A 24,718-nucleotide genomic window follows, 5' to 3' on the forward strand; every position below is an offset into this window, starting at 1 on the left:
GGCGCAAAAAGTGAATTCGCTCCGGGGGGTGGCCGATTGGCGTCGGCGGCCGGACGTACGGGACGGGTCGGCCGCGAACGGGAACGCGCTGACGAACCGTCTGCGGAGGGGCGATATTCGGCCATTCTCGGGTGGCCGACCGGTCGCCACACGCGTCTCGGGCGACCCTCAACGCACGGTCCGGGAGGCGCTGTTCGCCTCCCGGACCGGTCCGCCGCCCGCGGGGATTGAGGCGGCGGTGTCCCCCAGCCCACTGGATCCATGCAGCGGGCCGACCCACGCATCACACATGGAAGCGCTCCCCCGGGAGGCCGACGAGAGCGCACGGCCGGGCGCACGGCCACACGGCGGGAGCGCGGCGGCGGCCACCGCCCCGGCACCCCCGGCGCAACGGCCCCGCGCCCCGGCCGCCGCCCCGCCCGTCGGCAACCGGCCGTACGGAAAACAATCTCGCCATACGGAACACCGCCCCTTAACGGTCGGGATGCGGCGAACTACGCTGTGTTTACTGCTGTTCCTCACGGGTGGCATATTCCCGGGGGCTCGGCCACGTGCTTTTGCGGCCGACGAACCGGACACCAGGCCGTCCGGGGGGAACGCCGTCTGTGTCGAGGGGTGGCGCATGTCCAGGGAGCAACGCGGGCCGAACGAGAAGCTCGGCACCGTTCTCGCCCTCGCGGGAATCAGCAATGCCGGCCTCGCGCGGCGGGTCAACGACCTCGGTGCGCAACGGGGCCTGACCCTTCGCTACGACAAGACCTCCGTGGCCCGGTGGGTCTCCAAGGGCATGGTGCCGCAGGGCGCCGCGCCCCATCTCATAGCGGCCGCGATCGGCGCCAAGCTGGGCCGGCCGGTGCCGCTGCACGAAATCGGCCTCGCGGACGCGGACCCGGCCCCCGAGGTCGGCCTCGCCTTCCCGCGCGACGTCTCGGAGGCCGTGCGCTCGGCCACCGACCTCTACCGCCTCGACCTGGCCGGGCGGCGGGCCGGCGGCGGCATCTGGCAGTCCCTCGCGGGCTCCTTCGCCGTCAGCGCGTACGCCACGCCCGCCTCCCGCTGGCTCATCACGCCGGCCGACTCCTCGGTGGCCCGCAGCATCGAGCTGACCGACCTCCCGCCGCTGAAGGTCGGCCACAGCGACGTGGCCAAACTGCGCGAGGCCGCCGAGGACGCCCGCCGCTGGGACTCCAAGTACGGCGGCGGCGACTGGCGTTCGTCCATGGTTCCCGAGTGCTTACGGGTCGACGCGGCCCCGCTGCTGCTCGGCTCCTACAGCGACGAGGTGGGGCGCGCCCTGTTCGGCGCCACCGCCGAGCTGACCCGGCTCGCCGGCTGGATGGCCTTCGACACCGGCCAGCAGGAGGCCGCCCAGCGCTACTACATCCAGGCGCTGCGCCTCGCCCGCGCCGCGGCCGACGTGCCGCTCGGCGGGTACGTCCTCGCCTCGATGTCGCTCCAGGCCACCTACCGCGGCTTCGCCGACGAGGGGGTCGACCTCGCGCAGGCCGCCGTCGAGCGCAACCGCGGGCTCGCCACCGCCCGCACCATGTCCTTCTTCCGCCTCGTGGAGGCCCGCGCCCACGCCAAGGCCGGCGACGGGCACCCCGCCGAGGCCGCGCTCAAGGCCGCCGAGTCCTGGCTGGAGCGCTCGCGCGAGGGCGACTGCGATCCCTCCTGGCTCGGCTTCTACTCCTACGACCGGTTCGCCGCGGACGCCGCCGAGTGCTACCGCGACCTGAAGGCGCCCCGCCAGGTGCGCCGCTTCACCGAGCAGGCGCTCTCGCGGCCCACCGAGGAGTACGTCCGCTCGCACGGGCTGCGGCTCGTGGTCAGCGCCGTCGCCGAGCTGGAATCGGGCAACCTGGACGCGGCGTGCGCTGCCGGCACCCGGGCCGTCGAGGTCGCGGGCCGCATCTCCTCGGCCCGCACCACCGAGTACGTCCGCGACCTGCTGCACCGCCTGGAGCCGTACGGGGACGAGCCGCGCGTCGCGGAGCTGCGCGAACGGGCGAGGCCGCTGCTCGTGACCCCGGCCTAGCGCGCTCCTGCGGGCGTGTACCGGGATTGTCAGTGGGCCGGTGCAGTATGGGGTGAGGGGGTCCGGGGCCGTCCTCCGGGAAGACATGACCGGGGTGGGAGGTGTGTGGGTGACGACGTACGACTGCGACGTGCTGGTGGTCGGCGGCGGGATCGTGGGTCTGTCGACGGCGTACGCCCTCGGCCGGGCCGCGCCCGGGACGCGGGTGGTGGTCCTGGAGAAGGAGAGCGGCCCCGCCCGGCACCAGACGGGCCGCAACAGCGGGGTCGTCCACAGCGGCATCTACTACCGGCCCGGCTCCCTCAAGGCGCGTTTCGCGGTGCGGGGCGCGGCCGAGATGATCGAGTTCTGCGCGCGGCACGGCATCCCGCACGAGGTCACCGGCAAGCTGATCGTGGCCACCGAGCGCGCCGAGCTCCCGCGGCTGCACGCCCTGGTCCAGCGCGGGCGCGAGAACGGCATCCCGGTGCGCGAGCTCGGCCCGGCCCAGATCGAGGCGTACGAGCCCGAGGTGCGCGGGCTCGCGGCGATCCACGTCGGCACCACGGGCGTGTGCGACTACGGGGCGGTGACCGCCCGCCTGGCGGCGCTGTCCGGCGCGGACGTGCGCTACGGCGCGGAGGTCGTCCGCATCGACCGGCGCCCCGAGCGCGGGGTCGCGGTGCGCACGGCGGACGGTACGGTGCTGCGCGCCCGGGCCCTGGTCAACTGCGCGGGGCTGCACTGCGACCGGGTGGCGCGGCTCGCGGGCGACGACCCCGGGGTGCGGATCGTGCCGTTCCGCGGTGAGTACTACGAGCTGGCCCGGCCCGGCCTGGTGAAGGGCCTGGTCTACCCGGTGCCGGACCCGGCGTTCCCCTTCCTCGGCGTCCACCTCACCCGGGGGGTCGACGGCTCGGTCCACGTCGGGCCGAACGCGGTGCCCGCCGCGGCCCGCGAGGGCTACGACTGGGGCACGGTGCGCCCGCGCGAGCTGGCGGGCACGCTCGCGTGGCCCGGCACCTGGCGGATAGCGGGACGGCACTGGCGCTACGGCGCGGGCGAGCTGCACCGCTCCTGGTCGAAGCGGGCGTTCACCGAGGCGGTGCGGCGGCTGCTGCCGGAGGTGCGGGAGTCCGATCTCCGTCCCGCTCCGGCGGGAGTGCGGGCGCAGGCCGTGCTGCGGGACGGGGTGCTGGTGGACGACTTCCTCATCCGTGCGGCGCCGCGCACGATCCATGTGCTGAACGCGCCCAGCCCCGCGGCGACGGCGGCGCTGCCCATCGGCCGAGAAATCGCCCGCCGAACCCTCCAGACCCTGCCCTAGCCCATCCCACCCGGCACGGCTCGCCGCGCCCCTGAACCCCGCTCCCGCCTGCGGACCGCGGCCGCTTCTCGCGCAGTTCCCCGCGCCCCTGGCGGGCCGAGGGGTGACGGCGCCGACAAGCCCGACCCGCTCAGGGGCGCGAGGAACTGCGCGACCAGCCACGCACGGCCCGCGGGCGAAAACGGGATTGGGGGCGCGGGGAACTGCGCGAGCGGCCAGCCACAGCCGGAGGGCGGGGCCGGGTCAGGGGGGCGTCGTAGACTTGGGGCATTGTGTCTGAGCAGCCCCGCACCCCAGAACCCGCAGCCCGGCCCACCGAAAAGGTGCTGCCCAGGGACAAGGCCCCCCGATTCCCCGGCGGCCCCGCCGCCGACCCGGCGGGCTCGCACCACGAACGCCGCATCCGCAGCTTCCAGCCCCGCCGCAGCCGCGTCACCACCGGCCAGGGCGAGTACCTGGAACGCCTGTGGCCGGTGTGGGGCTTCGACATCGACGGGCTGCGCAAGATCGACCTGGCCGAGATGTTCGACGGCCTCCCCGTCGTCCTGGAGATCGGCTTCGGCATGGGCGAGGCCACCGCACAGATGGCCGCGGACGACCCCGGCACCGGCATCCTCGCGGTCGACGTGCACACCCCCGGCCAGGGCAACCTCCTCGGGCTCGCCGAACGCGGCGGCATGAGCAACGTCCGGGTGGCCAACGGCGACGCGATCATCCTGCTGCGCGAGATGCTGGAGCCCGAGGTCCTGGACGGGCTCCGCGTGTACTTCCCGGACCCGTGGCCCAAGGCGCGCCACCACAAGCGCCGCCTGATCCAGCCCGAGTTCCTCACGCTGGCCGCGACGCGCATGAAGCCCGGCGCCGTCCTGCACTGCGCGACGGACTGGGCGGACTACGCCGAGCAGATGCTGGAAGTACTCGAAGCGCACCCCGACTTCGAGAACACCGTGGACGGCGGCGGCTACGCGCCCCGGCCCGCGTTCCGGCCGCTCACCCGGTTCGAGGGCCAGGGCCTGGACAAGGGCCACGTGGTCCAGGACCTGCTGTTCCGGCGGGTCGGCCGCAGCGGGTAGTGCGGGTGGTACAGGCACCGTCGCGCATTGTCGGTGACCCTCGTTAGGGTCGTCAGGTGTCCTTCGAGTCGCTTCCGCACCGCCCGCACCCCGGGCAGGCGCCCCAGCAGGCCGGGCCGGGTCTTCCGTCCCGGCCCGTCCCGGCGTACGCGGACGAGCCCCGCTTCGACGCCATGCCGCCGGACCGGGCGACCTGGCGCTACCGCCCGCGCCGCGGCTTCTGGCGTACCAAGGCGTTCCGGGCCGGCGCGCTGATCACCCTGCTCGCCCTGTGCGGCCTGGTCATCCTCGCGCTCGTACGCGAACAGACCGGCACCGAGGGGTTCTTGGTGGGCCTCGGGCTCGCGGTGCTCCCGGTGCCGCTGCTCGGCGCCGCGTTCCGCTGGCTCGACCGGGTCGATCCGGGGCCCTGGCGCAACCTCTTCTTCGCGCTGGCCTGGGGCGCGTGCGCCGCCGCCCTGGTCGCCATCATCGCCAACTCGTTCGCGACGCGCTGGATAGCCACCGCCACCGCCGACCCGTCGTCGGCCGATCACCTGGGCGCGAGCGTGATAGCCCCGATCGTCGAGGAGAGCGCGAAGGCGGCGGCCGTGCTGCTGCTGTTCCTGTTCCGCAGACGGGACTTCAAGGGCATCGTGGACGGAGTCGTCCTCGCCGGCATCACCGCGACCGGCTTCGCCTTCACCGAGAACATCCTCTACCTGGGCAACGCGTTCGGCGAGGACCAGGCGAGCCACAGCGGCGGCCTCGCCTCGACCACCGCGGCCACCTTCTTCGTACGGGTCGTCATGTCCCCGTTCGCGCACCCGCTGTTCACCGTGATGACCGGCATAGGCTTCGGCTTCGCCGCGCTCGCCCCGCCCGGCAGGAAGCTGCGCCGGGTCGTGCTCCCGCTGGTCGGCCTGGTGTGCGCGATGGGCATGCACGCCCTGTGGAACAGCTCAACGCTGTTCGGGGCGTACGGCTTCTACATCGTGTACGGCGGGTTCATGGTGCCGGTGTTCGGGCTGCTCACCTGGCTCGCCATCTGGAGCCGGCAGCGCGAGCTGCGGACGGTCGCCGCCGAGCTGCCCGCGTACGCGGCGGCCGGCTGGCTGGGCCCGGCCGAGCCGTTCGCGCTGTCCTCGATGCGGGCCCGCGCGACGGCCCGCGACTTCGCGCGACACCGCTTCGGCGGAAAGGCCGCGGCGCGGGCGGTCGCCGAGTACGAGGCGTTCGCGACGGCGCTCGCCTTCCTGCGGCACGGGGCGTACCGCAGCCCGGGAGCCACCGGGCCCGGCCCGGACTTCGCGGCCCGCGAGCAGGAGCTGCTCCACCATCTGTGGGAGCGCAAGCCCGTCGCAGCCCCGGCGCTGCTGTACGCGGCCGGGGCCACGGGCCGCATGTGGCCACCCCCGCACCCGGGCCCGCCGCACCCCTACACCCAGCACGCCCAGTACGCCCCGCACCAGCACCCGCACCCGCATCCGCACCCCGCACCGTACGGCCGGCCCGGCCCGTACAACCCGTACCTCGGCTGAACCGGCCCCCGGCGGGGTCAGCGGCACCGGGGAACGGCGCCGGGTGCCCGCGTCCGCACCGGTCTCAGGGGTTCAGACCCTTGGACTGGAGCCAGGCCATCGGGTCCACCCCCGTACCGGACGGCACATGCACCTCCAGGTGCAGATGTGGCCCGGTCACATTCCCCGTCGCCCCCACCCGCCCGATGACGTCCCCCGTCCCCACCCGCTGCCCCACACTCACCGCGAGCGACGACTGATGGCAGTACCAGAGCTCGCTCCCGTCATCGAGCTGGATGACCGTGCGGTACCCGTACGCCCCCGCCCACCCGGCCGACTTGACGGTCCCGGCGTGGATCGCCTTCAGCGGTGTCCCGGTCGGCGCGGCGAAGTCGAGACCGGTGTGGTGGCCGGAGGACCACATCGAGCCGGCCTCGCCGAACGTCGAGGTGAGCGTGTACGAGCCGACCGGCAGCGAGTAGCTCGCCGCGAGCTTGGCGAGGCGCTCCTCCTCCGCCTTCTTGGCCGCAGCGGCCTCGGCCGCCTCCGCCGCCTTCTTCTCGGCAGCCGCCTTGGCCTCGGCGGCGCCCTGCCGGGCCTTGGCCTCCTCGGCCGCCCGCTGCGCCGCCGCCTGCTGGGCCGCCGCCTTCGCTTCGGCGGCGGCACCGGCCTTCTGCTGCTCGGCCTGCTGCAGGATGCGCGCGCGCAGCGCCTCCCCCGCGTCGGTGGCACCCTGCTCGGCGTCACCACCGGACAGCCCCATCGCGGTGAGCGGCGCGGCAGCGGCCTCGGGGGCGTGGCCGCCGGACGCATCGTGCGCGTCGTGCGCGACGAGCGCGCCGACGCCGGGCAGCGACCCGAGGTCGGGCAGGTTCTCGCTGATGGCGTCCGGCAGGGATATGGAGACCGGCGGCTTGGGCTGCGCGGTGGCCATGCCGCCCGCGCCCACCGCCGCGATGACGCCCACCCCGAGCACGGTGGAACTGCGGGCGAGCCCGCCGCGCTGTCTCGCCACTCTGTGCCGGCCGCGGACGGGGCGCACCGATTCCTCGGTCGGGTCCCACTCCTCCCAGCTCTCGTGCTCGCCGGGCGCGTCCCCGTACAGGGAGACAGGAGGGAGGGGGGTGTCGAGAGCAGGCTCGTTGGACGCCACGGGAGGGCGCTCCTTTCCTTCCTTCTCGCCTGCCGGGTTAGCGGGTGGGGCCTCCTGGCCCGCAAGGCCAAGGGGGAGGGTTCGGAGCAGGAAGGTCTCCTACGGGCGCCCATGACGGACGTCCGATTCACCCTGGTTTGGTGGGTCCCCGGTTCCCCGAAGGGGATTCGGCGCAGGCGCGCGGTGCCGCCTTGGCGGCGGCTGGGACGACCGCGCTGCGTTATCGAACGTTAATAGACACCTGCCGTGGATTCCAAGCCGTTCCCACTGATCGTTAACGGTTCCGGCCAGGACGTAGCACTCACCTCCGGGGCAATTCGGGCGAGTTGACGCCCCCTTGGGCGCGACCCCGAGGCCTGCCACTTCTGACGGTGTGTCAATTGTTATGCGCAGGGAGACCCTTCGGACACCCACCGTGACGGTCCCGGCGGCCGTCCGCGCAGGGACGGCCCCTCACTTCACGATCCTGACCGTCCGCCGCCGGTCGGGCTGGCGCTCCGTCGGCCGGGCCACCGCGAGCAGCGCCATGTCGTCGCTCGAACCGCCGCCCGTGTAGCGGCGTACGTCGTCCACGAGCGCGTCCAGGACCTCGTCCGGGCCGGGGAAGATCGCGCCGCGCAGCCGGGCGGCCGGGTCGTAGAAGACACCCGCACGGTCGCGCGCCTCGGACAGGCCGTCGGTGTAGAGCAGCAGCGTCGACCCGGGCGGGAACGGGCACTCGTCCGCCCGGTCCGGCCACACCCCGAGGTCGGCCATGCCCAGCGGCAACGCGGGCTCGCTCGGCACGAGCGCGTCGAGCGAACCGTCCGGGTGCAGCAGGAACGGCTCGGGGTGGCCCCGGTTCACCAGGCGCATGGTGCCCTCGCCGCGGGGGATCTCGGCGAGCAGCGCCGTGGTGAAGCCCTCGACCGCGTCCAGCCGGTCGCGCCGGGTGCCCTCGCGGGCCAGCGCCCGCTCCAGCCGCCCGGTCACCGCCTCCAGGGACGACTCCTGCTCGGCGGCCTCCCGGAACGCGCCGATCACCACGGCCACCGCCTCCACCGCCTGAAGCCCCTTGCCGCGTACGTCACCGACGATGAGCCGGACGCCGTACGGGGTGTCCTGCACCGCGAACAGGTCGCCCCCGATGAACGCGTCCGCCTGCGCCGCCTCGTACCGCGCGGCCACGTGCAGACCGCCGATGCGGGAGGCGGGCGTGGGCAGCACGGCGCGCTGCGCGGTCTCCGCGATGACCCGCGCCGAGGCGAGCTGCTCGCCGCTGCGGCGCAGGATGCGGTTGATGACGAGGGCGAGCGCGCCCACCGTCAGCACGGTGAACAGCTCGCTCGCGCCTTCGCCGAGGTTGGGGAGGTCGTGTATGAACCAGAGCGCCACGACGGCGCTCACCGAGCCGAGCCCGACGGCGGCGGTGCCGCGCTCCGAGTAGAACGGGGCCGCGGCGACCGGGGCGCCCGCGAACAGGGCGGCGGCGGTCAGCTCGGGCGGGCTCAGGGCGTCGAAGGCGAAGCCCACGAGGACGAGCAGTACGGGTAGCGCCCGTACCAGGCGCCTCTCGCCCTCTGCTCGCTGCCGCACCCATCCAGCCTGGCCCCTCCCGGCCCCAGAGGCGACTCGGCACGTCCAAGCAGGTGGTCCCGGCCGGGGGGGCTGGGGTTATGGCGGGCTGGACGGGGTGAGCCCGGCCCGGGGGCCGGTGCCCGTGCGCCCAGGGCGATTCGCCGGCCGGACGGGGTGGCCCGGCCCGGGGCCGGGGAGCGGCTCGGCCCGGGTCCCGGGAGGCGGCCCGGCCCCGGTCCCGGGAGGCGGCTCGGCCCGCCCGGTCGGTGACCCCGGGAGGCGCGGCTCGGCCCGCCCGGTCGTCAATGGCGGCGGCAGCGATGGGGTCCCGGGCGTCCCCGGCTACAGCTTCCCCGGGGGTGGTGGTGGTTCGCGGCGCGTTCGGGGACGCAGGGCAGCTCGACCCAGCCGCCCCGGTTCAGCCGGCACCCATGGCCGGGGGACGCGGACTCGACCACCGGGGCACCCGCGGCCGGCAGTCCCGGCGCCGCCTCCCGGCACCCGCCGAGCCCGACCCCGACCCCGAGCCCGAGCACGCAGAGGGCCAGCCCCGGCCCCGTCCACCGCCGCCCCGCGCTACCCCGAACCCGAACCCGCACCCGCACCCGAACCCGCGTCCCCAGGACCCACACACGCCCGCACGCCCGCAAGACCCGCAGAACCCACACGAGCCCGCGCACCCGCAGAACCCGCAGAACCCACACGAGCCCGCGCACCGGGAGAACCCGCAGGACCCGCAGAACCAACAGGCCTCCCGCCCGCACCACCCACTCACTCATAGTGAGCGCGAGACTACCCCTCGCGAACAGGCCCGCCCTCCGCCCCCTCCCCACCACCCCCCTCCGCGAGGTGACGCTCCGCGTACACGGTCAGGGCGTCCCGCACGAAGGGGGCGGTGCCCTCGCCGTGCCGGTCGTAATGGGCGCCGAAGCGCGGGTCGTCCACGTACATCTGCCCGATCCCGACGACGTACGACCTGCTGACGCTCGTCGTGGTGGACAGCCACGCCACATGGCGCCGCGCGATGTCCTGCGCCACCTCGCCGTCGGGGGCGGCGCCGGACTGCCGTGCGCGGCCCCAGTCCCGGGCGATGTCCTCGTGCTGCTTCAGGAACCCGTCGCGCTGCTGCGCGGTGAGCGAGCGCCACCAGCGGTCGCCCTTCTCGTAGGCATCCCGCCCCCAGCGCCGGCTCACCTCCTCCTCGTACCGCGTGTGGTCGAAGCCGTCGAACACTTCCTCGGCCATGAGCTCCTCTCCCCTCTCGGTCTTGTGCAGGGTGGTCCGCACGGAGGCGATCTGCCGCGCGATGCGCTCGCGCTCCTGCTCCAGCAGGCGCAGATGGGTCCGCAGGGCGGCCGCCGGATCGCGTTCGCCCTCCAGGAGCTCGCCGATCACGGGCAGCGAGAGCCCCAGCTCCCGCAGCAGCAGGATCCGCTGGAGGCGGACCAGGGCGTCCTGGTCGTAGTAGCGGTATCCGTTGCTTCCGATGCGGCTCGGGGCGAGCAGGCCGAGGTTCCCGTAGTGCCTCAGGGTGCGGCTCGTCGTCCCGGCCTTCCTGGCGATCTCCTGGATCGACCACTCCTTGCCGTTCACAGCGAGCACGCTAGATCTTGACGTTGCGTAAAGGTCAAGGCGCGGCGGAGGGCCGGAGGGAACGCGAAGAGGCCCGGCACTTGAAACAAGTGCCGGGCCTCTTCGTTCAGTAGCGGGGACAGGATTTGAACCTGCGACCTCTGGGTTATGAGCCCAGCGAGCTACCGAGCTGCTCCACCCCGCGTCGGTAAACACAACTGTACGCCATGCGCGGGGGTGCTCCGAACCATTTACCGGTGGGCGACGGTCCACCGCGAGACCGAGGCCTCAACGCCCTTGCGGGGCCCGGCAGTTGACGCCGGACCCCGCGAGGAGGAGCAGATGGGGACGATCACATGGCCGAGCCGCGGCGGCGGCGGGCGCCGAGCAGGGCGACCGCGGCACCGATCGCGACCAGGGCGCCGGCGATGCCCGCGTAGAGGCCGGTGCGGGAATCGGCGCCGGTGTGGGCGAGGCTGCCGGTGGCCGAGGTGGTGGTGAGGTTGGCGTTGCCGGCCGTGACGGGCACGGCGGCGGCGGCCGTCACGGGCTTGGCGGAGGGCGTGCCGGTCGGCGTGCCGGTGGGCTTGGCGGACGGCTTGCCGGCCGGGACGGTCGCCTCGTCCTTGGTGCGCATGCCGAACTGCAGCTTGGCCGTCTCGAACGGGTAGGTGTTGCCCGAGGCGAGGCCGACACGGGCCTCGACCGTGACCGGGGTGAGCTTCTTGATCGCGGGCTGCTGGGCCACGCTGATGCGCAGCGGCAGGGTGTGCACGCCGGAGGCGGCGCCGAAGCCCTTCGGGATGACCGGCAGCCGGACGCCGTTGTCGGTGAGCTTCAGCTCCTGCCAGCGGCCGTCGATCAGGGCCTGCGCGAAGAAGGTGTTGTGCACCTTGGCGTCGTCGAACGAGAGCTGGAGCTGGGTGGTGAGCGGGCCGGCGAAGACCCCGTCGCCGGTGGCCTGGTACTTCAGCTCCAGGTGCTGGCGCTCGCCCGGGCGGTCCATGGAGGAGTCCGCGGTCTTCACGAACCAGGTCTTGAGGTGGCCCGCCTTGATCTGCGGGTCGGCCTTGAAGGTGTGCGAGGCCTGGTGGTTCGCCGCGACCTCACCGCTGATGCTGGTGGCCGTGAGCTTGAAGTCGCCGTCGTTGGTGGGGTATCCGGCGCCGAGGCCGATGGTGACCTTCCAGCTGAGCTTGCCGTTCGCCGGGACGTCGAAGCCGGCGCTCGCGTCCTTGGCCGACGGGTAGAACACGCCCTGCCAGCCGCCGTCCTGGTGCCCCACGAAGGACTTCGTGGCCGGCGCGTCCACGGCCTCGACCTTGAAGGTGACGTCGTCGTTCTGCAGCGGGCTCGCGCCGACCGCGTCGCCGAGCATCCAGGGGTGGAAGGCCTGCGCCGTCGCCGTGGGGTTGTGCACCGTCAGCTCGAACGTCTCGGCGGCCCCGCCCCGGGTCAGCGGGCCGTTGGGCGCCGGGGTCCCCATCTCCAGGACCAGCGGGCGACCGCTGTCGTCGGACGGGGCAGCCTGCGCGGACATCGGCATCAGGACGGTACCGGCGACGGCGGCGACGACAACGGCGGTGGCGGCGGGACGGAAGAGGTGGTGGGCGGTGCGAGCGGACATGGTGGACTCCCCCCAAGGAATCACAAGGGCGTTCTGCGTGAGGCAGGCGGCGAGAAGGACAGAGCAGAGCGATGCGGGAAAGGTGCTGAGAGCGGCCCGTCGCGGCAGAGCGCCGCTGCGGCCGGGTGGTGCGTGATGCGGAAGAACCGGTACTGCGAGATGTCGCCGCTTCGCCGGTTTCCTGCTTCCCCCCGGGCCGCTGCGATGCCCTTATCCTCCGCCAGGACCTGACCCGGAACGATCATCGGACTGTCACGGCCACGCAACAGCGAATCCTGCCCGGAGCGGCCTTCCGGTGACGGGGAAGGGGTTGCCAGGTGGCGCGGTCCGGGGCAGGTCCCCGCCGTGGCGAGAGCGCCCCTCGATCTGTTCTGACGCTGAGGAACGGCGTTCGGTGAAAGGCGCACCGCGATGCGTGAGCGAGGTTCGGTAACGGCGGGACTGGGAGCAGTCCCCTGCCGGTGTGCTCGAAGGAGGCTACGGATTCAGCCCGTGGCACGATCTGCAAGCAAAAGGGCGAGCGGCCCAGCAGGCAGAAGGAAGCGGCCTTCCACAGCAGCTCGGATGGCGTCCGGCATGGGCCACCACGACAGCTTGAAGTCCTCTTCTGTCGGGGTGAGCTGTTGAGGACCCAGGGTCAGCCCGTGGGCCTCGTAGAGGTGAATACGGGCTGTCGAGTCCAGAGTGATGGCGCACGACCCGAGAGGGCGCCAGTGGTCCGCAGTGATGCCGGCTTCCTCGCGCAGCTCGCGCCGCGCGCACGCCTCCGGGGTCTCGCCGTCCTCCCGGCGCCCGCCCGGCAAGAACAGGTACTCACCGCCGTGGCGCGGGAAGTCAGCTGCCAGGACGGCCACTTGGCCGTCCTCGTCCCGCGCCACGACCACGGAGGCGTCGCGGGCCGGGCGGGTGCGTTCGTCGCTCATGCCCGGCGAGCGTAGTGGGGTCCTAGAGCCAAGTCGCTGTCAATGCACGGTGGTTCGCCCAAGCCCGTGCAGCAGTGATCAGGGCACCCCGGTGCGGGAGTGGATCGGCTTTCTCTCGGCTCTCCCACACAGCGAGCAGCGCGTGCGCAAAGGTGCTCACCGCATCCGTCGACGCGTTCCCGTACACCGGCACTCGGCGAGCAAGGGCCTCGGCCTGCTCCGGGGTGTGGCCGGCGTGGATGAGGCGCGGCACGGTGAATGCGGTGTCGGCCCAGTCGGGGCCGGGGCAGGCGAGGGCCCAGTCGACGATTCGGAATCCGTCGGGGGTGGCCAGCATGTTGAGCGGCGACATGTCGGTGTGCACAAGGGTCTGGCCGTCGAGGTCGTGTGCTCTGCCGTCCGGGATGAGTGCGCCCCACCGCACTGGGAGCGGCTTCTTACCGACGTCTCCGGGCCAGGCCGCCGCCGACATGACGTCGAGCGCGTCGATCAGTGGCGCGAGGTCAGTAGACCCGGGAGCGAGATCTGGGTGACGTCCGGGCACATACTCGTACCCCATGAGCAGCCACCCGCCTGCCTCGGCCTGCCACAGCAGCCGAGGGGCGAGGGGCGCACGCTCGGTCACGCGTGCTTCGGTCCGGTACACCCATGCCGAGACGTCATCAGCGCGGGTGCCCTTGACGAACACGGGCCCCGAGGCGGTATGCAGGGTGCAGGCCAGGTGTGACATCACGCCTTTGTCGGCGCTCTCGGCCACCTCGACTGTGCCTGAGTGCGCCTCGACCGCGCGCCGTGCTGCGGGCGGAAGCTCCTGCCATGGCGTGCGATCCACCCGCGTCTCTCCTCGTACGGAACAGAAGCCGACCCCCGGCTCGGCCACAGCGTGGCACAGGTCGGGGGCCGGCACAGCGGGCTGTCAGACCAGCCGAGCAGCGTTGTGCTTGGGGCTGTTGTGGCAGTTCGCATGGCACTGCGAGCAGTCGGCGATGTCCAGGTCGGGCCAGAAGTCCATGTCGACCACGAACCCGGCCGAGGCGATGGCATCCACCGTGCGGGCGCGCAGCGCCTTGCCGCCTCCGTGCTCCTCCCTGTCGAGGAAGCCCGGCTGGTGGTGGACGAACTTCCCGAGCATTCGCTCGCAGCAGTCCTGATACGCCTTGGTGTGCAGCAGGAAGCAGGCAACCGCGTAGATCGCGTACGCCTCTTCGCGCTCGTGCCCGGCGGAGACCTCGGCCAGGGCGCGGGCCTCGCGCAGCAGCTCGCGCAGGATGGAGCTGGCGGACACCTGCCACTGATTCTCGGCCGGACTGCTGGTGTACGGACGGCCGATCAGGTCGTTGGGGTGAACGTGCAGCTCGGACGCAATCAGGTTGAGCAGGCCGACGCGATCGAGCTCGATGAGCCCGCGTTCTTGGACACCCAGCCCTGCGTCTTACCGAGCGCAGTGGCGAGGTCAGCCTGCGGCATCCCCAGCCGGAGCCTGGCACGACGGACGCGCCGGCCGATCTCCTCGGCTTCCTCCAACATCACAACCCCCAAGCAGTCGCGGGCCTGCTGTGCTCACGCGCTCGGCGCTCGTGGCACGGCGAGCTGTCGAGGCGGGCCTTCTCTGCTCTCGGCGTCTGCCCCGGCGGCGAGCAGCACGGCCACCGCCGCGTCGGCCGTCTCGCGGGGCACGTCGCCGAAGATCGTCGCCGGCAGGCGGCGAGTGAGCTCCTTGCCGCGCCACAGGCTGAGTCCGGTCAGCAGGCGCAGCGCCCGCAAGACATCCGGCACGCGCGGCCCCGTGGCGGTGAGCACGACTGAGTACGGGGGCTCGTCACAGATCAGCTCGAAGTACCCGGCTTCCATCGCCCTCCCTGTCGTGGTGACACCACAACCCCTCGCCGACCATGATCACTTTCGCTTGGGCCAGCAGCGGGCCAGCAATCGATCCTGCAACGCGAATCGGCCCCCGACCCGTACATGGAGTCACAGGTCAGGGGCCGATCGAGCGGTAGGCCATGTCGGACTCGAACCGACAACCAACGGATTAAAAGTCCGCTGCTCTGCCAATTGAGCTAATGGCCCTTGGCGAGTCACCCCCGAGCATAGCCGGACGTCGCCCGGCAGCCGATCGGGTATCGGTTGTCGGGCCCGTCGCGGGTCGGGCCAAGGGCCCCGGCGCCCGTGCGGACCGGGGCAGAGCAGGGCGATTCGGGCCGGGCGGGGCCGTTCGCGGGCCGGCCCCGGACCCCACTCCCCCGGCTTCCCCGAACCTCACTCCCCCGACTCCCCCGCCCCCCGCAGAAACCACCGCCGCGCCGACGCCACCCACCACACCGTCGCGAAGCCCAGGACCGCCAGGACCGCGATCGGGGCGTAGTTGAAGGTCTCCCAGGTCACCGGGGAGACCTGCGGCAGCATGAACAGGACAGTGATGACCGCCACCCAGGCCACCGCCACGACGCCGATCGGGCGCGACCAGCGGCCCAGGTGCCAGGGGCCCCGCGCGAAGGCGTCGCCGCGGAACAGGCGCAGCAGGGTCGGGATCACGTAGGCGATGTAGAGGCCGATCACCGCGATCGAGGTCACGGCCGCGTACGCCGTGACGTTGATGAGGTAGGGCAGGCCGAGGACGAGCGCCGCGCCGGCGGCGAGCCAGACCGCCGCAACCGGGGTGCGGGTGCGCGGGCTCACGGTGTGCCACAGGCGGGAGAACGGCAGGGCCCCGTCCCGCGAAAAGGCGTAGATCATACGGGAGTTGGCGGTCACGGAGGCCATGCCGCAGAAGAGCTGGGCGCCGATCACGACCAGCAGCAGGAGCTTGCCGCCGGTCGCGCCGAGGGAGTCCAGGAGGATCTGGGCGGGGGGCGCGCCGGTGTCCGAGTTGAGCTGGGCGTCGTAGGAGCCGATCGCGTACGTGAAGCCGAGCAGGAGGACGAAGCCGGCGATCCAGGACGTCCAGATCGAGCGGACGATGCCGCGCGGGCCGGCCGTCGAGGCGTCGTGGGTCTCCTCGGTCATGTGCGCGGAGGCGTCGTATCCGGTGAACGTGTACTGGGCCATCAGGAGGCCGATCAGCACGACGTACGCGCTGTTGGTGAAGCCGGTCCCGTTCACGAAGTCGGTGAGGACGAACGAGGTCGAGCGGTGGTGGTCGGGCACCAGCGCGAGGGCCGCCACGATCGCCGCCACCCCGAGCACGTGCCACCACACGCTCACGCTGTTGAGGAGGGCGACGATGCGCACGCCGAAGGTGTTCAGGAGGCCGTGCAGCAGCAGGATCGCCGCGAACAGCAGGATCGTGCGGGCCGGGGTGACATGGAGGCCGAACTGGAGGTTCAGGTACGCCCCGAGGAACGACGCCGCGCCGAAGTCCACACCGGCCGTCACCGCGATCTGGCCCAGCACGTTGAACCAGCCCGTGAACCAGGCCCAGGCGGCGGCGCTGCGCGGCGGGGCCAGGCGGTGCGCCCAGAAGTAGAGGCCGGCCGACGTCGGGTAGGCCGAGCAGATCTCGGCCATCGCAAGACCGACGACCAGGGTCATCAGACCGACGCCCACCCAGCCCCAGGTGATGAGGGCGGGGCCGCCGGTCTTCATGCCGTACGCGTACATCGTCATGCAGCCCGAGAGCACCGAGATGATCGTGAACGAGACGGCGTAGTTGGAGAACGCGGACATGCGGCGCGCCAGGACCTGCTTGTAGCCGAGCTGCGCCAGGCGTTCCTCGTCCGACCCCGGTCTTCCCCCGCTGGTGGTGCCGACGTCATGTGTCATGCCCCCGGTGATGCCCGCACCGGGAGCACGACATGCCATCAGTCGGCGTCGGATGCGTCGGCCCCGCGGACGGCGGGCCCAACTCGCCTGCTAATACAGGGACTTGTACGCATTCCAGCCGCCGCCGAGCTGCTTGCGCTCGCCGAACGCGCCGTTGCCCGCACCCGGGTAGAGCCACAGCATCCCGCTCTCCTCGCGGGCCAGCAGATCGGTCCTGCCGTCGCCGTCGAGGTCGCCCGCGCCCACCAGGGCGTCGAAGCCGCCCCAGCCGGCGCCGAGCCGGATCCGGTCGCCGAAGCCGCCCCGGCCGTTGCCGGGGTACGTCCACAGCACGCCGGACGCGTCGCGCGCCAGCACGTCGCCCCTGCCGTCCCCGGTCAGGTCGCCCGCGCCCACCACCAGGAGCCCGCCCCAGCCCCAGCCGGCCTTGACGGGGGCCTTGAAGCCCAGGGCGCCGTTGTCGGCGTAGACGTACAGGTCGCCCCCGGACGTGCGGGCCACCAGATCGGCGCGGCCGTCGCCGTCGACATCGCCCGGCGAGACCAGGGAGTCGTACGCGTTCCAGCCGCGACCCAGGCTCTTGTACGGCGTCGACGGCGTCAGCGGGGCCCCGCAGCCGGGCGTGTACACCCGCAGCTCGCCCTCGGCCGTCCGCACCAGGACGTCGTTGCAGCGGTCGCCGTTCACGTCCCGGTACGGGATCGCGGCGGTGAGCGCGTTCGCGCCCGTCCAGCCCTCGCCGCTGCGCGTGACGCCGGCGAGGCCGGGGCCGGTGCGCAGGTCGAAGCGGCCGGAGGGGGTCAGCGCGAGGATGTCGGCGCGGCCGTCGGGGCCGCCCGTCCCGACGTAGTCCCGCGCCACGGGCAGACCGCCGGTGAGGCCGACCGTCCCGGTCCGGGTCAGGGCCTCGCCCTGGCCGTCGGCCGGGGTCACGGTCAGCGTCCAGGCGTAGGAGCCGTTGACGGCGTACCGGCCGCCGTCCGCCTTGCCGTCCCACTCGGGCCGCACCAGGCCGCGGGCCTCACCGCCGCTGAGGGTGCGCACGGTCGCGCCCGTCCCGTCCTTCAGCGTGAGCTGCCAGGACGCCGCGGGCTTGTTGAGCCACCAACGCGGCTTCCAGGAGCCGGAGTTGACGTCGACACGGCCGGGCGCGTCCGTGTCGAGGACACCGAGCGCGGAAGTCGGGACGCCGGTCGGCACGATGTGCACGGCGTCCTCGGCGTCGGTGTAGGCGACCGGGCCGCCGAACCGGTCCACGGCCCAGCCCTTGCCGGGCTCGCCCCGCTTGGGCGTACCGAGCACCCGCGTGCCCGAGGCGCCGCGCACGTCGGTGACGCTGAGCACACCGCCCTGCTGCCAGGCCACGTACCCGTCACCGAGCCGGGCGCTCTGGTGCGCGGGCAGCGCGGTGCTGCGCCGGGTGGCGGTGTCGTACACCCCGGAGGCCGAACTCCCGCACTCCCAGAGGAGGTTGGTGCCGTTGGCCTGGAGGGAGGTGAGGTCGCAGTCGCTCACCTTGGCGGTGGCGAGGGTCTTGCCGGTGCGGACGTCGACGGCTTCGGCGGAGCCGGTCGTGGTTTCGGCCCAGAGGGTGGAGCCGGCCAGGGCGTACGCCGGCCTGGCGAGCTCCGTGTCGGGCCTGCCCGTGTAGACCGGCTGCGATGTGTCGAGGTCGACGACCGTGATGGGCCAAGGCTGTCCCGTGAGCCGGACGACCCCGTACCGGCCGGATGCCTCGAACGGCGAGTCGGGCTGCTGGTAGGCCTTGATCGGGATCAATGTCGCAGACCGCAGCGGCTCCCCCTCCGCGAGGACGCCCACAACCGTTCCGTTCCTACCCTCGAAGGCGAGCCTGCCGTCGCCCGTGGCCTGAAGGGCTGCGCACTCCACCGTGTCGCAGTGGCTGAAGAAGTCGGAGCCGGCCCCCAGGTCCACTGGCTGACCGGCCTTGACCGGTCCACTGACCGCCAGGTCGATGCCTCGCAGCCGCGAGCCGTTCCACAGCCTCTGTTCGGCGGTGGTCAGTCGTCCCTGTGCGAGGGAGAGCCCGTTGACCGCCGTGCGGAGCTGCGGGGCCGGGGCGGTGTCCCGCACGGTGAGCGCTCCGTCACCGGCCTGCCGCACCTCGACCACGCGGCGGCCGGCGGGGGCGTCGTTCCGCGCGATCAACATGCCGCCATCCGGCGTGAACGCCGGTTCCCCGACCTCGACCTGGTCGAAGACCAGCCGTTCAGGGCCGCCGGTCAACGGCATCGCGAAAAGACCCGTGTCATCCGCAGCGACGGTCGCGGAGAATAGCAGGCTGTCTCCCACCACACCCATCAACACCGCATCGGACCGGGCCACCTTCACCTCATTGACCGGCTTGGTCAGATCGGCCGCGGCGTCCCATATCTGAACGACGTCATCCTCCTGGTGTGACCACGAGGCGAACCTACTGCCGCTCATCGGAGTGTTGCTGACGAACGGGACTCCGGTCGGCCGGGCCCTGCCCGAGCGGTCGACCCAGAACGTGGCCCGCGTATCACCACCGGCCTGGGGCCCCTCCGTAAGGACAAGCACCCCCTGCCCGTTCTTGGCGTCGGCCATACTCAAGGAGCCGATGGCGTCGGCGGGGAGGCCGGTCACCGCACGGTCCTGAACACGGCCGTCCTCCCAGGTCAGCAGGTGCAGCGCGGAGCGGCCCGCGTACGTCAGTACGGCATCACCGAACCCGGCGACGAACGCTTGCCCCTGAGGGAGCGTGATGGTTCGCTCCGTGCCGTCCGCCATATTCCGCTGGACGACCTTCCGCGCAGCGGCGTCCCGGAACACGATCGTGTCCCCTCCCGTCGCTTCCGCCGTCCGCAGGCCGTCCGGGACGGGCACCGGCCGAACGGAACCATCGGCGTACGAGGTCCAGTTGTAGCCGTCCCACGCTCTTCCCCAGAGATAACCCGTCGCACCGCCGCCGACCAGGACACCCGCGTTGGGGTCGGGCTCGGTGACGGCCGGGATCGTCAGCTCTCCCGGTGCGGCGCCGACATACGCCGCTCCCGGCGCCGGGGCGGCGTACGCCACCCCCGCCGTCAGCGGCAGGAGCCCCGCCCCGATCCCCGCGGCCATGACGACCGCTATTGCGCTCCGCATCCCCACATGACGTCTCAAACCCGGTTCCTCCCCAGCGGCCCCTCGGGGCCCCGCCCTCATCGGCGCACGGGGGAGCACGGCACCCGGAAGCGGTGCCTGCTCAGTGTGAAGCGGAAGCCCCCCGGCCTGCCCCCGTGCGCAAAGTTCGCGCCGACTGTAACAGTCGCTCCGCGGGAAGCCGCGGGCGCATTCGAACCTGTTCAACTGCCGCCGCGGCCGTACACCTCCCGGAACGCCAACAGGGCCCGCACCACACCGATCCGGTGTCGTACGGGCCCTGCCGAGCCGTCAGGCAGAAGCCGTCAGGCAGAGGCCTACGCGGTGGCCGTCAGGAAGCAGGCTCAGCCGTTGCGCTTCCAGCGGGGCTTGTCGTCGCGGCGGCCGAAGGAACCGGTGTTGGTGCCGGTGCCGCGGTGGTCGTCACGGCGGCCCTGGGGGCGGTCGTGGCCGGAGCGGAAGCCGCCGCCGGAGGGACGGTCGTCACGACGGTCACGGTTGAACGGACGGTCGCTGCCACCGCGGTTGAAGCCGCCCGAGGGACGGTCGTCACGACGGTCACGGCCGAAGCCGCGCTCGCCACCGCGGTCGTCACGGTTGAAGCCACCGGAGGGACGGTCGTCGCGGCGGAAGCCACCACGGTCGCCACCGCGGTCGTCACGGTTGAAGCCACCCGAGGGGCGGTCGTCGCGACGGAACCCACCGGACGGACGGTCGTCACGGCGGAACCCACCGGAGGGACGGTCGTCGCGGCGGAAGCCACCACGGTCGCCACCGCGGTCGTCACGGTTGAAGCCACCCGAGGGACGGTCGTCACGACGGAACCCGCCCGAGGGACGGTCGTCACGGCGGAACCCACCGGACGGACGGTCGTCGCGGCGGAACCCACCGGAGGGACGGTCGTCGCGGCGGAAGCCACCACGGTCGCCACCACGGTTGTCGCGGCTGTCACGGTTGTCGCGGCGCTCGAAGTTGCCACGGTCGTCACGGCGCTGGAAGCCGCGGTCCTCGCGGGGCTCCTGGACCGGCACGGCAGCGGCAGCGGCGGCAGCCGCGACCTCGGCCTCGGCCTCGGCGGCGATCTCGGCGACCGCGGCCTCCGGGTCCTCGCCGCGCTCGCGGGCGGCGCGGGCCACCAGGCGGTCGGCCTCCTCGCGGAGCTCACCGGCCCGACGGGTCAGGCGCTCCAGCTCCTTGGTGAGGTCGGCGACCTCGCGCTCGGCCTGCTTGGCCGAGTTGTTCGCGGAGTCGGCCTGGACCTCGGTCAGCGAACGGGCGCCGGTGATCTCGGCGACCTCCGGGTCGAACGCGCCGGCGCTCTGGATGAGGTGGCGCGAGGCGTCGACGCCCGCGTCCTCCATCAGCCGGAAGATCTGGCGGCGCTGGTGCGGCAGCGAGAGCGAGACGACGACACCGGACTTGCCGGCACGGGCGGTACGGCCCGAGCGGTGCAGGTAGTCCTTGTGGTCGCCGGCCGGGTCCACGTTGAGGACCAGGTCGATGCCGTCGACGTGGATGCCGCGGGCGGCGACGTCGGTGGCGACCAGGGCGTTGACGTAGCCCTTCTTGAAGTCCTCAAGGACGCGGGTGCGGGCGCCCTGCGTCATGCCGCCGTGCAGCGCGTCGGCCTTCACGCCCGACTCGCACAGCTGCTCGGCGATGCGGTCCGCGCCCAGCTGGGTACGGACGAAGATGATGGTGCGGCCCTTGCGGGCGGCGATGGCGGCGGTGACCGGCGCCTTGTCCTTCGGCTTCACGACGAGGACGTGGTGCGTCATCGTCGAGACGTTGCCCTGCGCGCTGTCGACCTCGTGCGTGACGGGGTTCGTCAGGTAGCGCTTGACCAGGGTGGAGATCTCGTTCTCCATCGTGGCGGAGAAGAGCATCCGCTGGCCGCCGCCGGGGATCTGGTCGAGCAGCTCGGTGACCTCGGGCAGGAAGCCCAGGTCGGACATCTGGTCGGCCTCGTCGAGGACGGCGACCTGGACGTTGGCGAGCGAGCAGGCGCCGCGGTTGATGAGGTCGCGCAGACGGCCCGGGGTGGCGACGAGGACGTCGACGCCGCGCTCCAGGGCGTAGATCTGGTTGCTCATCGAGGTGCCGCCGCAGACGACCTTCATCTTCAGGCCGAGCACGTCGCCGTACGGCTGGAGGGCGTCCGCGACCTGCATCGCGAGCTCACGCGTCGGCGTGAGGATGATCGCGCGGGGCTTCTTCTTCTCGGTGTGCCCGCCGGCCAGGGTGGCCAGGGTGGGCAGACCGAAGGAGAGGGTCTTGCCGGAGCCGGTGCGGCCACGGCCGAGGATGTCCTTGCCGGCCAGGGCGTCCGGGATGGTCGCGGCCTGGATCGGGAAGGGGGTGGTCACACCGTTCTGCGCGAGCTTGCGCACGACGCCCTCGGGCAGACCGAGGTCCGCGAAGGTGACGGTGGGCTCGGTGTTCTCGTCCGCCTCGGACTCGACGACCTCGATGACCTCGGAAGCCGCTACGGCCTCGACGACGTCGTTCTCACGGGTCTCGATGGAGTCGTTGTTCTCGTTCTCGGGCAGGACGGAGTGATCAGTGCTGGAAATGGACATGCGAAATGCGAAACCTTCCGGAGTCTCGGCACGCGCCCGTCAACTCCGTGAATTCGCAATTCGACCGCCTCAATGCGGTCAGCCACGGCTAGGGGGAGTACGCGCCACACGGCGCTCTTCTGTGTCGGCGCCGGGCAATGGGATCAAACGATCTACTACCATACGCACCCCCACCCCCCTAAGGCAAATCGCTTCCCCCTAAACCGGTCCGACCTGCGGAGATGCGGTGGGCTCCTGATCGATCGGCGCCTGATTGCGACGCAGCGCGCTGGTGTGCGTATCGGCTCCGGGAGTGGTCGACGGGGAGGCCGGGGGCGGCGGGGTCGGGGACGCCGGCGGCGGGGGCGGCGAGACGGGCGGCGGCACCGGCACCGACTGGCTGGCCGACGGCGCCGGGTGCGAGGGGCCGCCGGGCGTCGGCTTGGCCGGACCGGGCCCGCCCGGCTTGGGGTGGGCACCGGCCGAGGGCGCGGCGCTGCCGGACGCACCCGGCGACCCGCCGGCGCTCGGCGTCCCGGACGCGCCGCCCGGTGCCTTCGGGTCCCGCTTGCCGGTCCGCTCCCGGCCCTCGCCCGGGCCGCCCTTGCCCTCGTCGGATGTGGCCGTCCCACCGTGCTGCCCCGCGGACACCGAGGGCTTCGGCCTGCCCGCGTCCTCACTCACGCTCATGCAGCCCGCCGACGCCGCGAGCACCACGACGGTCACGGCCAGCTCGGCCAGGCGGGCGGGGGTGGTCAACTGGCGCACGGGGGCACCTCCGGGGACGGGAAGCGGCGGGGTCACCGGTTCCAACTCCCGGCCCCCCACCGGGGACACGCCCGGGCCGCACCCGGCTTGCGCCCGACATCCGTCCGAGCGCGATCAAGGCGGGGGCTGCGCGCGCCCGCCGAGCAGAGCCGCCGGCCCCGGGAGCTCGGTACCCCTCCGCCCGCCTTCGCCCCCGCCCGGCACCCCTACACCTCCGGCTCCGTCTCTGCGAAGGCGTACGGACCGGTTCGCTCAGCCGTAGCCGAGGGCGTGGAGGCGTTCGTCGTCGATGCCGAAGTGGTGGGCGATCTCGTGAACCACCGTCACTTCCGTCTCGGCGACCACCTCTTCACGCGTCCCGCACATCCGCAGCGTGGGCCCCCGGTAGATGGTGATCCGGTCGGGCAGCACCCCGGCGTACCACTCGCCGCGGTCGGTGAGCGGGGTTCCCTCGTAGAGGCCGAGCAGCTCGGGGTCGTCGGGGGCCGGCTCGTCCTCGACGAACACCGCGACGTTGTCCATCAGGCGGGTCAGCTCGGGCGGGATCCGGTCGAGCGCCTCGCCGACCAGTTCCTCGAACTCCTCGCGCGTCATCTCCAGCACCCGGCCATTGTGGGTCACGCACCGGCATACGGGCACGACCGCGCTCGGCCTCGCCGCCCACCGCCCGGGGGCGGGCCCGCCGCGGCCCTGCGGGGGTCGCGCCACGGGCCGCCTCCGGACCCGGGGCGAGATGCCCCTGGGCGGCCCGGGCCTCACCAGGGCAGAGGCGGGCCGTCACCTTTCCGGCCCGGGGTGCCCCGGGGGCGAAGGTCCGGCCGCTGCCTCCGTGGCCCCGGGTGCACCGGGCGGACCTGGCGGGGCCGGGGCAGGCGCCCCATTCCCGACCCCGGGCGGCCCCGGGCAGGCCTGGTCGCCGCCGTCTCCCGGGCCTCGGGCGAGCCCGGGCGGACCTCGCGGGAAACCGTTTTGGCGATACCTCCCCGCATCCCATATGCTTCTCACGTCCCCGACGCGCTGCGAAGCGCCCAGGCGGGCCAATTAGCCCTCATCGTCTAGTGGCCCAGGACGCCGCCCTTTCAAGGCGGTAGCACGGGTTCGAATCCCGTTGGGGGCACGCACAATCCTGTGCGAGACTTGTTCTCGCGCAAGCTTGGTCCTGTGGAGCAGTTTGGAGTGCTCGCCACCCTGTCAAGGTGGAGGCCGCGGGTTCAAATCCCGTCAGGACCGCTGTAGTTCACTTCGGTGAGCTACGTGGCTGGGTAGCTCAGTTGGTACGAGCGATCGCCTGAAAAGCGATAGGTCGCCGGTTCGACCCCGGCCCCAGCCACCCCGGAAAGCCCCGCCCACTCGGCGGGGCTTTCGTCATTCCCGGGCCCTCAGCCTCCCTGGCACTGGCACCGGACGCGGCTGCCCGCAGCCCCCGGAGCACCCTGGCGCTGACCGGTCTTCGGGGGCCGGGGCCCGCACCCTGCTTTTCGTCCTCGCCCGGTACGTGGCTGATCGCGCAGTTCCCCGCGCCCCTGGCGGTGCTGGGGGCACCCGGGGTGTGCGCAGTTCCCCGCGCCCCTCAACCCCTCGGCCGTCTGCGGACCGCGGTCGCTTCTCGCGCAGTTCCCCGCGCCCCCAACCCCCGGTCAGCTGCGGACCGTGGTCGCTACTCGCGCAGTTCCCCGCGCCCCTAACCGCACCGGTGCCGGCCAGCATGCGCATCCTCAGCCCGTCCGGCGTTTGAGGACGAGCGCCGTTCAGGCGC

The 24,718-nt window shown here is 72.7% G+C and carries 16 protein-coding genes, 5 tRNA genes, 1 pseudogene and 1 riboswitch; of the genes and pseudogenes, 7 read left to right on the forward strand and 15 right to left on the reverse strand.

The window, feature by feature from the left end; translation table 11 throughout:
• Positions 1-622 precede the first annotated feature (622 nt).
• The 4 genes from ACGF3I_RS33510 (at position 623) to ACGF3I_RS33525 (ending at position 5,937) form a co-directional block, all read left to right on the forward strand.
• Entirely contained in the window at positions 623-2,038 is a 1,416-nt protein-coding gene (locus ACGF3I_RS33510) for an MFS transporter (protein WP_393138792.1), read from the forward strand.
• An 85-nt stretch (positions 2,039-2,123) separates the two neighbouring features.
• Positions 2,124-3,344, forward strand: a complete 1,221-nt coding sequence (gene lhgO, locus ACGF3I_RS33515; RefSeq protein WP_393138794.1) for an L-2-hydroxyglutarate oxidase — start codon at positions 2,124-2,126, stop codon at positions 3,342-3,344.
• Between the two features lie 323 nt (positions 3,345-3,667).
• Entirely contained in the window at positions 3,668-4,417 is a 750-nt protein-coding gene (gene trmB, locus ACGF3I_RS33520; protein ID WP_393138825.1) for a tRNA (guanosine(46)-N7)-methyltransferase TrmB, read from the forward strand.
• Between the two features lie 173 nt (positions 4,418-4,590).
• Complete coding sequence (locus ACGF3I_RS33525) at positions 4,591-5,937, forward strand: PrsW family intramembrane metalloprotease (RefSeq protein WP_393138827.1); 1,347 nt, start codon at positions 4,591-4,593, stop codon at positions 5,935-5,937.
• Between the two features lie 64 nt (positions 5,938-6,001).
• Here ACGF3I_RS33525 and ACGF3I_RS33530 read toward each other — a convergent pair whose 3' ends face one another.
• The 15 genes and pseudogenes from ACGF3I_RS33530 to ACGF3I_RS33600 form a co-directional block, all read right to left on the reverse strand.
• On the reverse strand, positions 6,002-7,069 hold the full coding sequence (locus ACGF3I_RS33530; protein WP_393138796.1) for a M23 family metallopeptidase: 1,068 nt from the start codon (positions 7,067-7,069) through the stop codon (positions 6,002-6,004).
• 11 nt (positions 7,070-7,080) lie between these two features.
• Positions 7,081-7,252, reverse strand: a riboswitch (cyclic di-AMP (ydaO/yuaA leader).
• 270 nt (positions 7,253-7,522) lie between these two features.
• On the reverse strand, positions 7,523-8,644 hold the full coding sequence (locus ACGF3I_RS33535; RefSeq protein ID WP_393138798.1) for a PP2C family protein-serine/threonine phosphatase: 1,122 nt from the start codon (positions 8,642-8,644) through the stop codon (positions 7,523-7,525).
• A gap of 774 nt (positions 8,645-9,418) precedes the next feature.
• The gene (locus ACGF3I_RS33540; protein WP_393138800.1) at positions 9,419-10,219 is read right to left on the reverse strand and encodes a MerR family transcriptional regulator; all 801 of its coding nucleotides are present in this window, start codon (positions 10,217-10,219) and stop codon (positions 9,419-9,421) included.
• 110 nt (positions 10,220-10,329) lie between these two features.
• Positions 10,330-10,403 (reverse strand) — tRNA-Met (locus tag ACGF3I_RS33545).
• A gap of 147 nt (positions 10,404-10,550) precedes the next feature.
• The gene (locus ACGF3I_RS33550) at positions 10,551-11,825 is read right to left on the reverse strand and encodes a hypothetical protein (protein ID WP_393138802.1); all 1,275 of its coding nucleotides are present in this window, start codon (positions 11,823-11,825) and stop codon (positions 10,551-10,553) included.
• A gap of 485 nt (positions 11,826-12,310) precedes the next feature.
• Positions 12,311-12,748 (reverse strand): NUDIX hydrolase, encoded by a 438-nt coding sequence (locus tag ACGF3I_RS33555; protein ID WP_393138804.1) that lies wholly within the window; start codon positions 12,746-12,748, stop codon positions 12,311-12,313.
• Between the two features lie 22 nt (positions 12,749-12,770).
• Positions 12,771-13,580, reverse strand: a complete 810-nt coding sequence (locus ACGF3I_RS33560) for a hypothetical protein (RefSeq protein ID WP_393138806.1) — start codon at positions 13,578-13,580, stop codon at positions 12,771-12,773.
• Between the two features lie 318 nt (positions 13,581-13,898).
• Positions 13,899-14,275: pseudogene (locus ACGF3I_RS33565) on the reverse strand (transcriptional regulator); the annotation flags it as partial.
• A 33-nt stretch (positions 14,276-14,308) separates the two neighbouring features.
• On the reverse strand, positions 14,309-14,599 hold the full coding sequence (locus tag ACGF3I_RS33570) for a ribosomal protein L7/L12 (RefSeq protein WP_393138809.1): 291 nt from the start codon (positions 14,597-14,599) through the stop codon (positions 14,309-14,311).
• 146 nt (positions 14,600-14,745) lie between these two features.
• A tRNA-Lys gene (locus ACGF3I_RS33575) sits at positions 14,746-14,818 on the reverse strand.
• 189 nt (positions 14,819-15,007) lie between these two features.
• Complete coding sequence (locus ACGF3I_RS33580) at positions 15,008-16,510, reverse strand: amino acid permease (RefSeq protein ID WP_393138812.1); 1,503 nt, start codon at positions 16,508-16,510, stop codon at positions 15,008-15,010.
• 90 nt (positions 16,511-16,600) lie between these two features.
• Positions 16,601-19,639, reverse strand: a complete 3,039-nt coding sequence (locus ACGF3I_RS33585; protein WP_393138814.1) for an FG-GAP-like repeat-containing protein — start codon at positions 19,637-19,639, stop codon at positions 16,601-16,603.
• A gap of 341 nt (positions 19,640-19,980) precedes the next feature.
• Positions 19,981-22,215, reverse strand: a complete 2,235-nt coding sequence (locus ACGF3I_RS33590; RefSeq protein WP_393138816.1) for a DEAD/DEAH box helicase — start codon at positions 22,213-22,215, stop codon at positions 19,981-19,983.
• A gap of 198 nt (positions 22,216-22,413) precedes the next feature.
• The gene (locus tag ACGF3I_RS33595) at positions 22,414-22,962 is read right to left on the reverse strand and encodes a hypothetical protein (RefSeq protein WP_393138818.1); all 549 of its coding nucleotides are present in this window, start codon (positions 22,960-22,962) and stop codon (positions 22,414-22,416) included.
• A 252-nt stretch (positions 22,963-23,214) separates the two neighbouring features.
• Positions 23,215-23,565 carry a metallopeptidase family protein gene (locus ACGF3I_RS33600; RefSeq protein WP_393138820.1) on the reverse strand — a complete coding sequence of 117 codons (351 nt, stop codon included), beginning with the start codon at positions 23,563-23,565 and terminating at the stop codon, positions 23,215-23,217.
• Between the two features lie 441 nt (positions 23,566-24,006).
• On the opposite strand from ACGF3I_RS33600, the gene ACGF3I_RS33605 reads away from it, so the two are divergent.
• The 3 genes from ACGF3I_RS33605 to ACGF3I_RS33615 all read left to right on the forward strand — a co-directional run bounded on the left by ACGF3I_RS33605 (position 24,007) and on the right by ACGF3I_RS33615 (position 24,292).
• A tRNA-Glu gene (locus ACGF3I_RS33605) sits at positions 24,007-24,079 on the forward strand.
• Between the two features lie 38 nt (positions 24,080-24,117).
• Positions 24,118-24,192: transfer RNA gene (locus ACGF3I_RS33610), tRNA-Asp, on the forward strand.
• A gap of 26 nt (positions 24,193-24,218) precedes the next feature.
• Positions 24,219-24,292 (forward strand) — tRNA-Phe (locus tag ACGF3I_RS33615).
• Positions 24,293-24,718 lie beyond the last annotated feature (426 nt).

This window comes from Streptomyces sp. NPDC048111 (assembly GCF_043202815.1).
GTDB lineage: Bacteria > Actinomycetota > Actinomycetes > Streptomycetales > Streptomycetaceae > Streptomyces.

Excerpts from the sequence above, each read along its gene's own strand:
- ACGF3I_RS33590 (WP_393138816.1), bottom strand. The coding sequence starts at position 22,215 with ATGTCCATTTCCAGCACTGATCACTCCGTCCTGCCCGAGAACGAGAAC.
- ACGF3I_RS33525 (WP_393138827.1), top strand. The coding sequence starts at position 4,591 with ATGCCGCCGGACCGGGCGACCTGGCGCTACCGCCCGCGCCGCGGCTTC.
- ACGF3I_RS33510 (WP_393138792.1), top strand. The coding sequence starts at position 623 with ATGTCCAGGGAGCAACGCGGGCCGAACGAGAAGCTCGGCACCGTTCTC.
- ACGF3I_RS33555 (WP_393138804.1), bottom strand. The coding sequence starts at position 12,748 with ATGAGCGACGAACGCACCCGCCCGGCCCGCGACGCCTCCGTGGTCGTG.
- ACGF3I_RS33570 (WP_393138809.1), bottom strand. The coding sequence starts at position 14,599 with ATGGAAGCCGGGTACTTCGAGCTGATCTGTGACGAGCCCCCGTACTCA.
- ACGF3I_RS33580 (WP_393138812.1), bottom strand. The coding sequence starts at position 16,510 with ATGACACATGACGTCGGCACCACCAGCGGGGGAAGACCGGGGTCGGAC.
- lhgO (WP_393138794.1), top strand. The coding sequence starts at position 2,124 with ATGACCGGGGTGGGAGGTGTGTGGGTGACGACGTACGACTGCGACGTG.
- ACGF3I_RS33585 (WP_393138814.1), bottom strand. The coding sequence starts at position 19,639 with ATGCGGAGCGCAATAGCGGTCGTCATGGCCGCGGGGATCGGGGCGGGG.
- ACGF3I_RS33550 (WP_393138802.1), bottom strand. The coding sequence starts at position 11,825 with ATGTCCGCTCGCACCGCCCACCACCTCTTCCGTCCCGCCGCCACCGCC.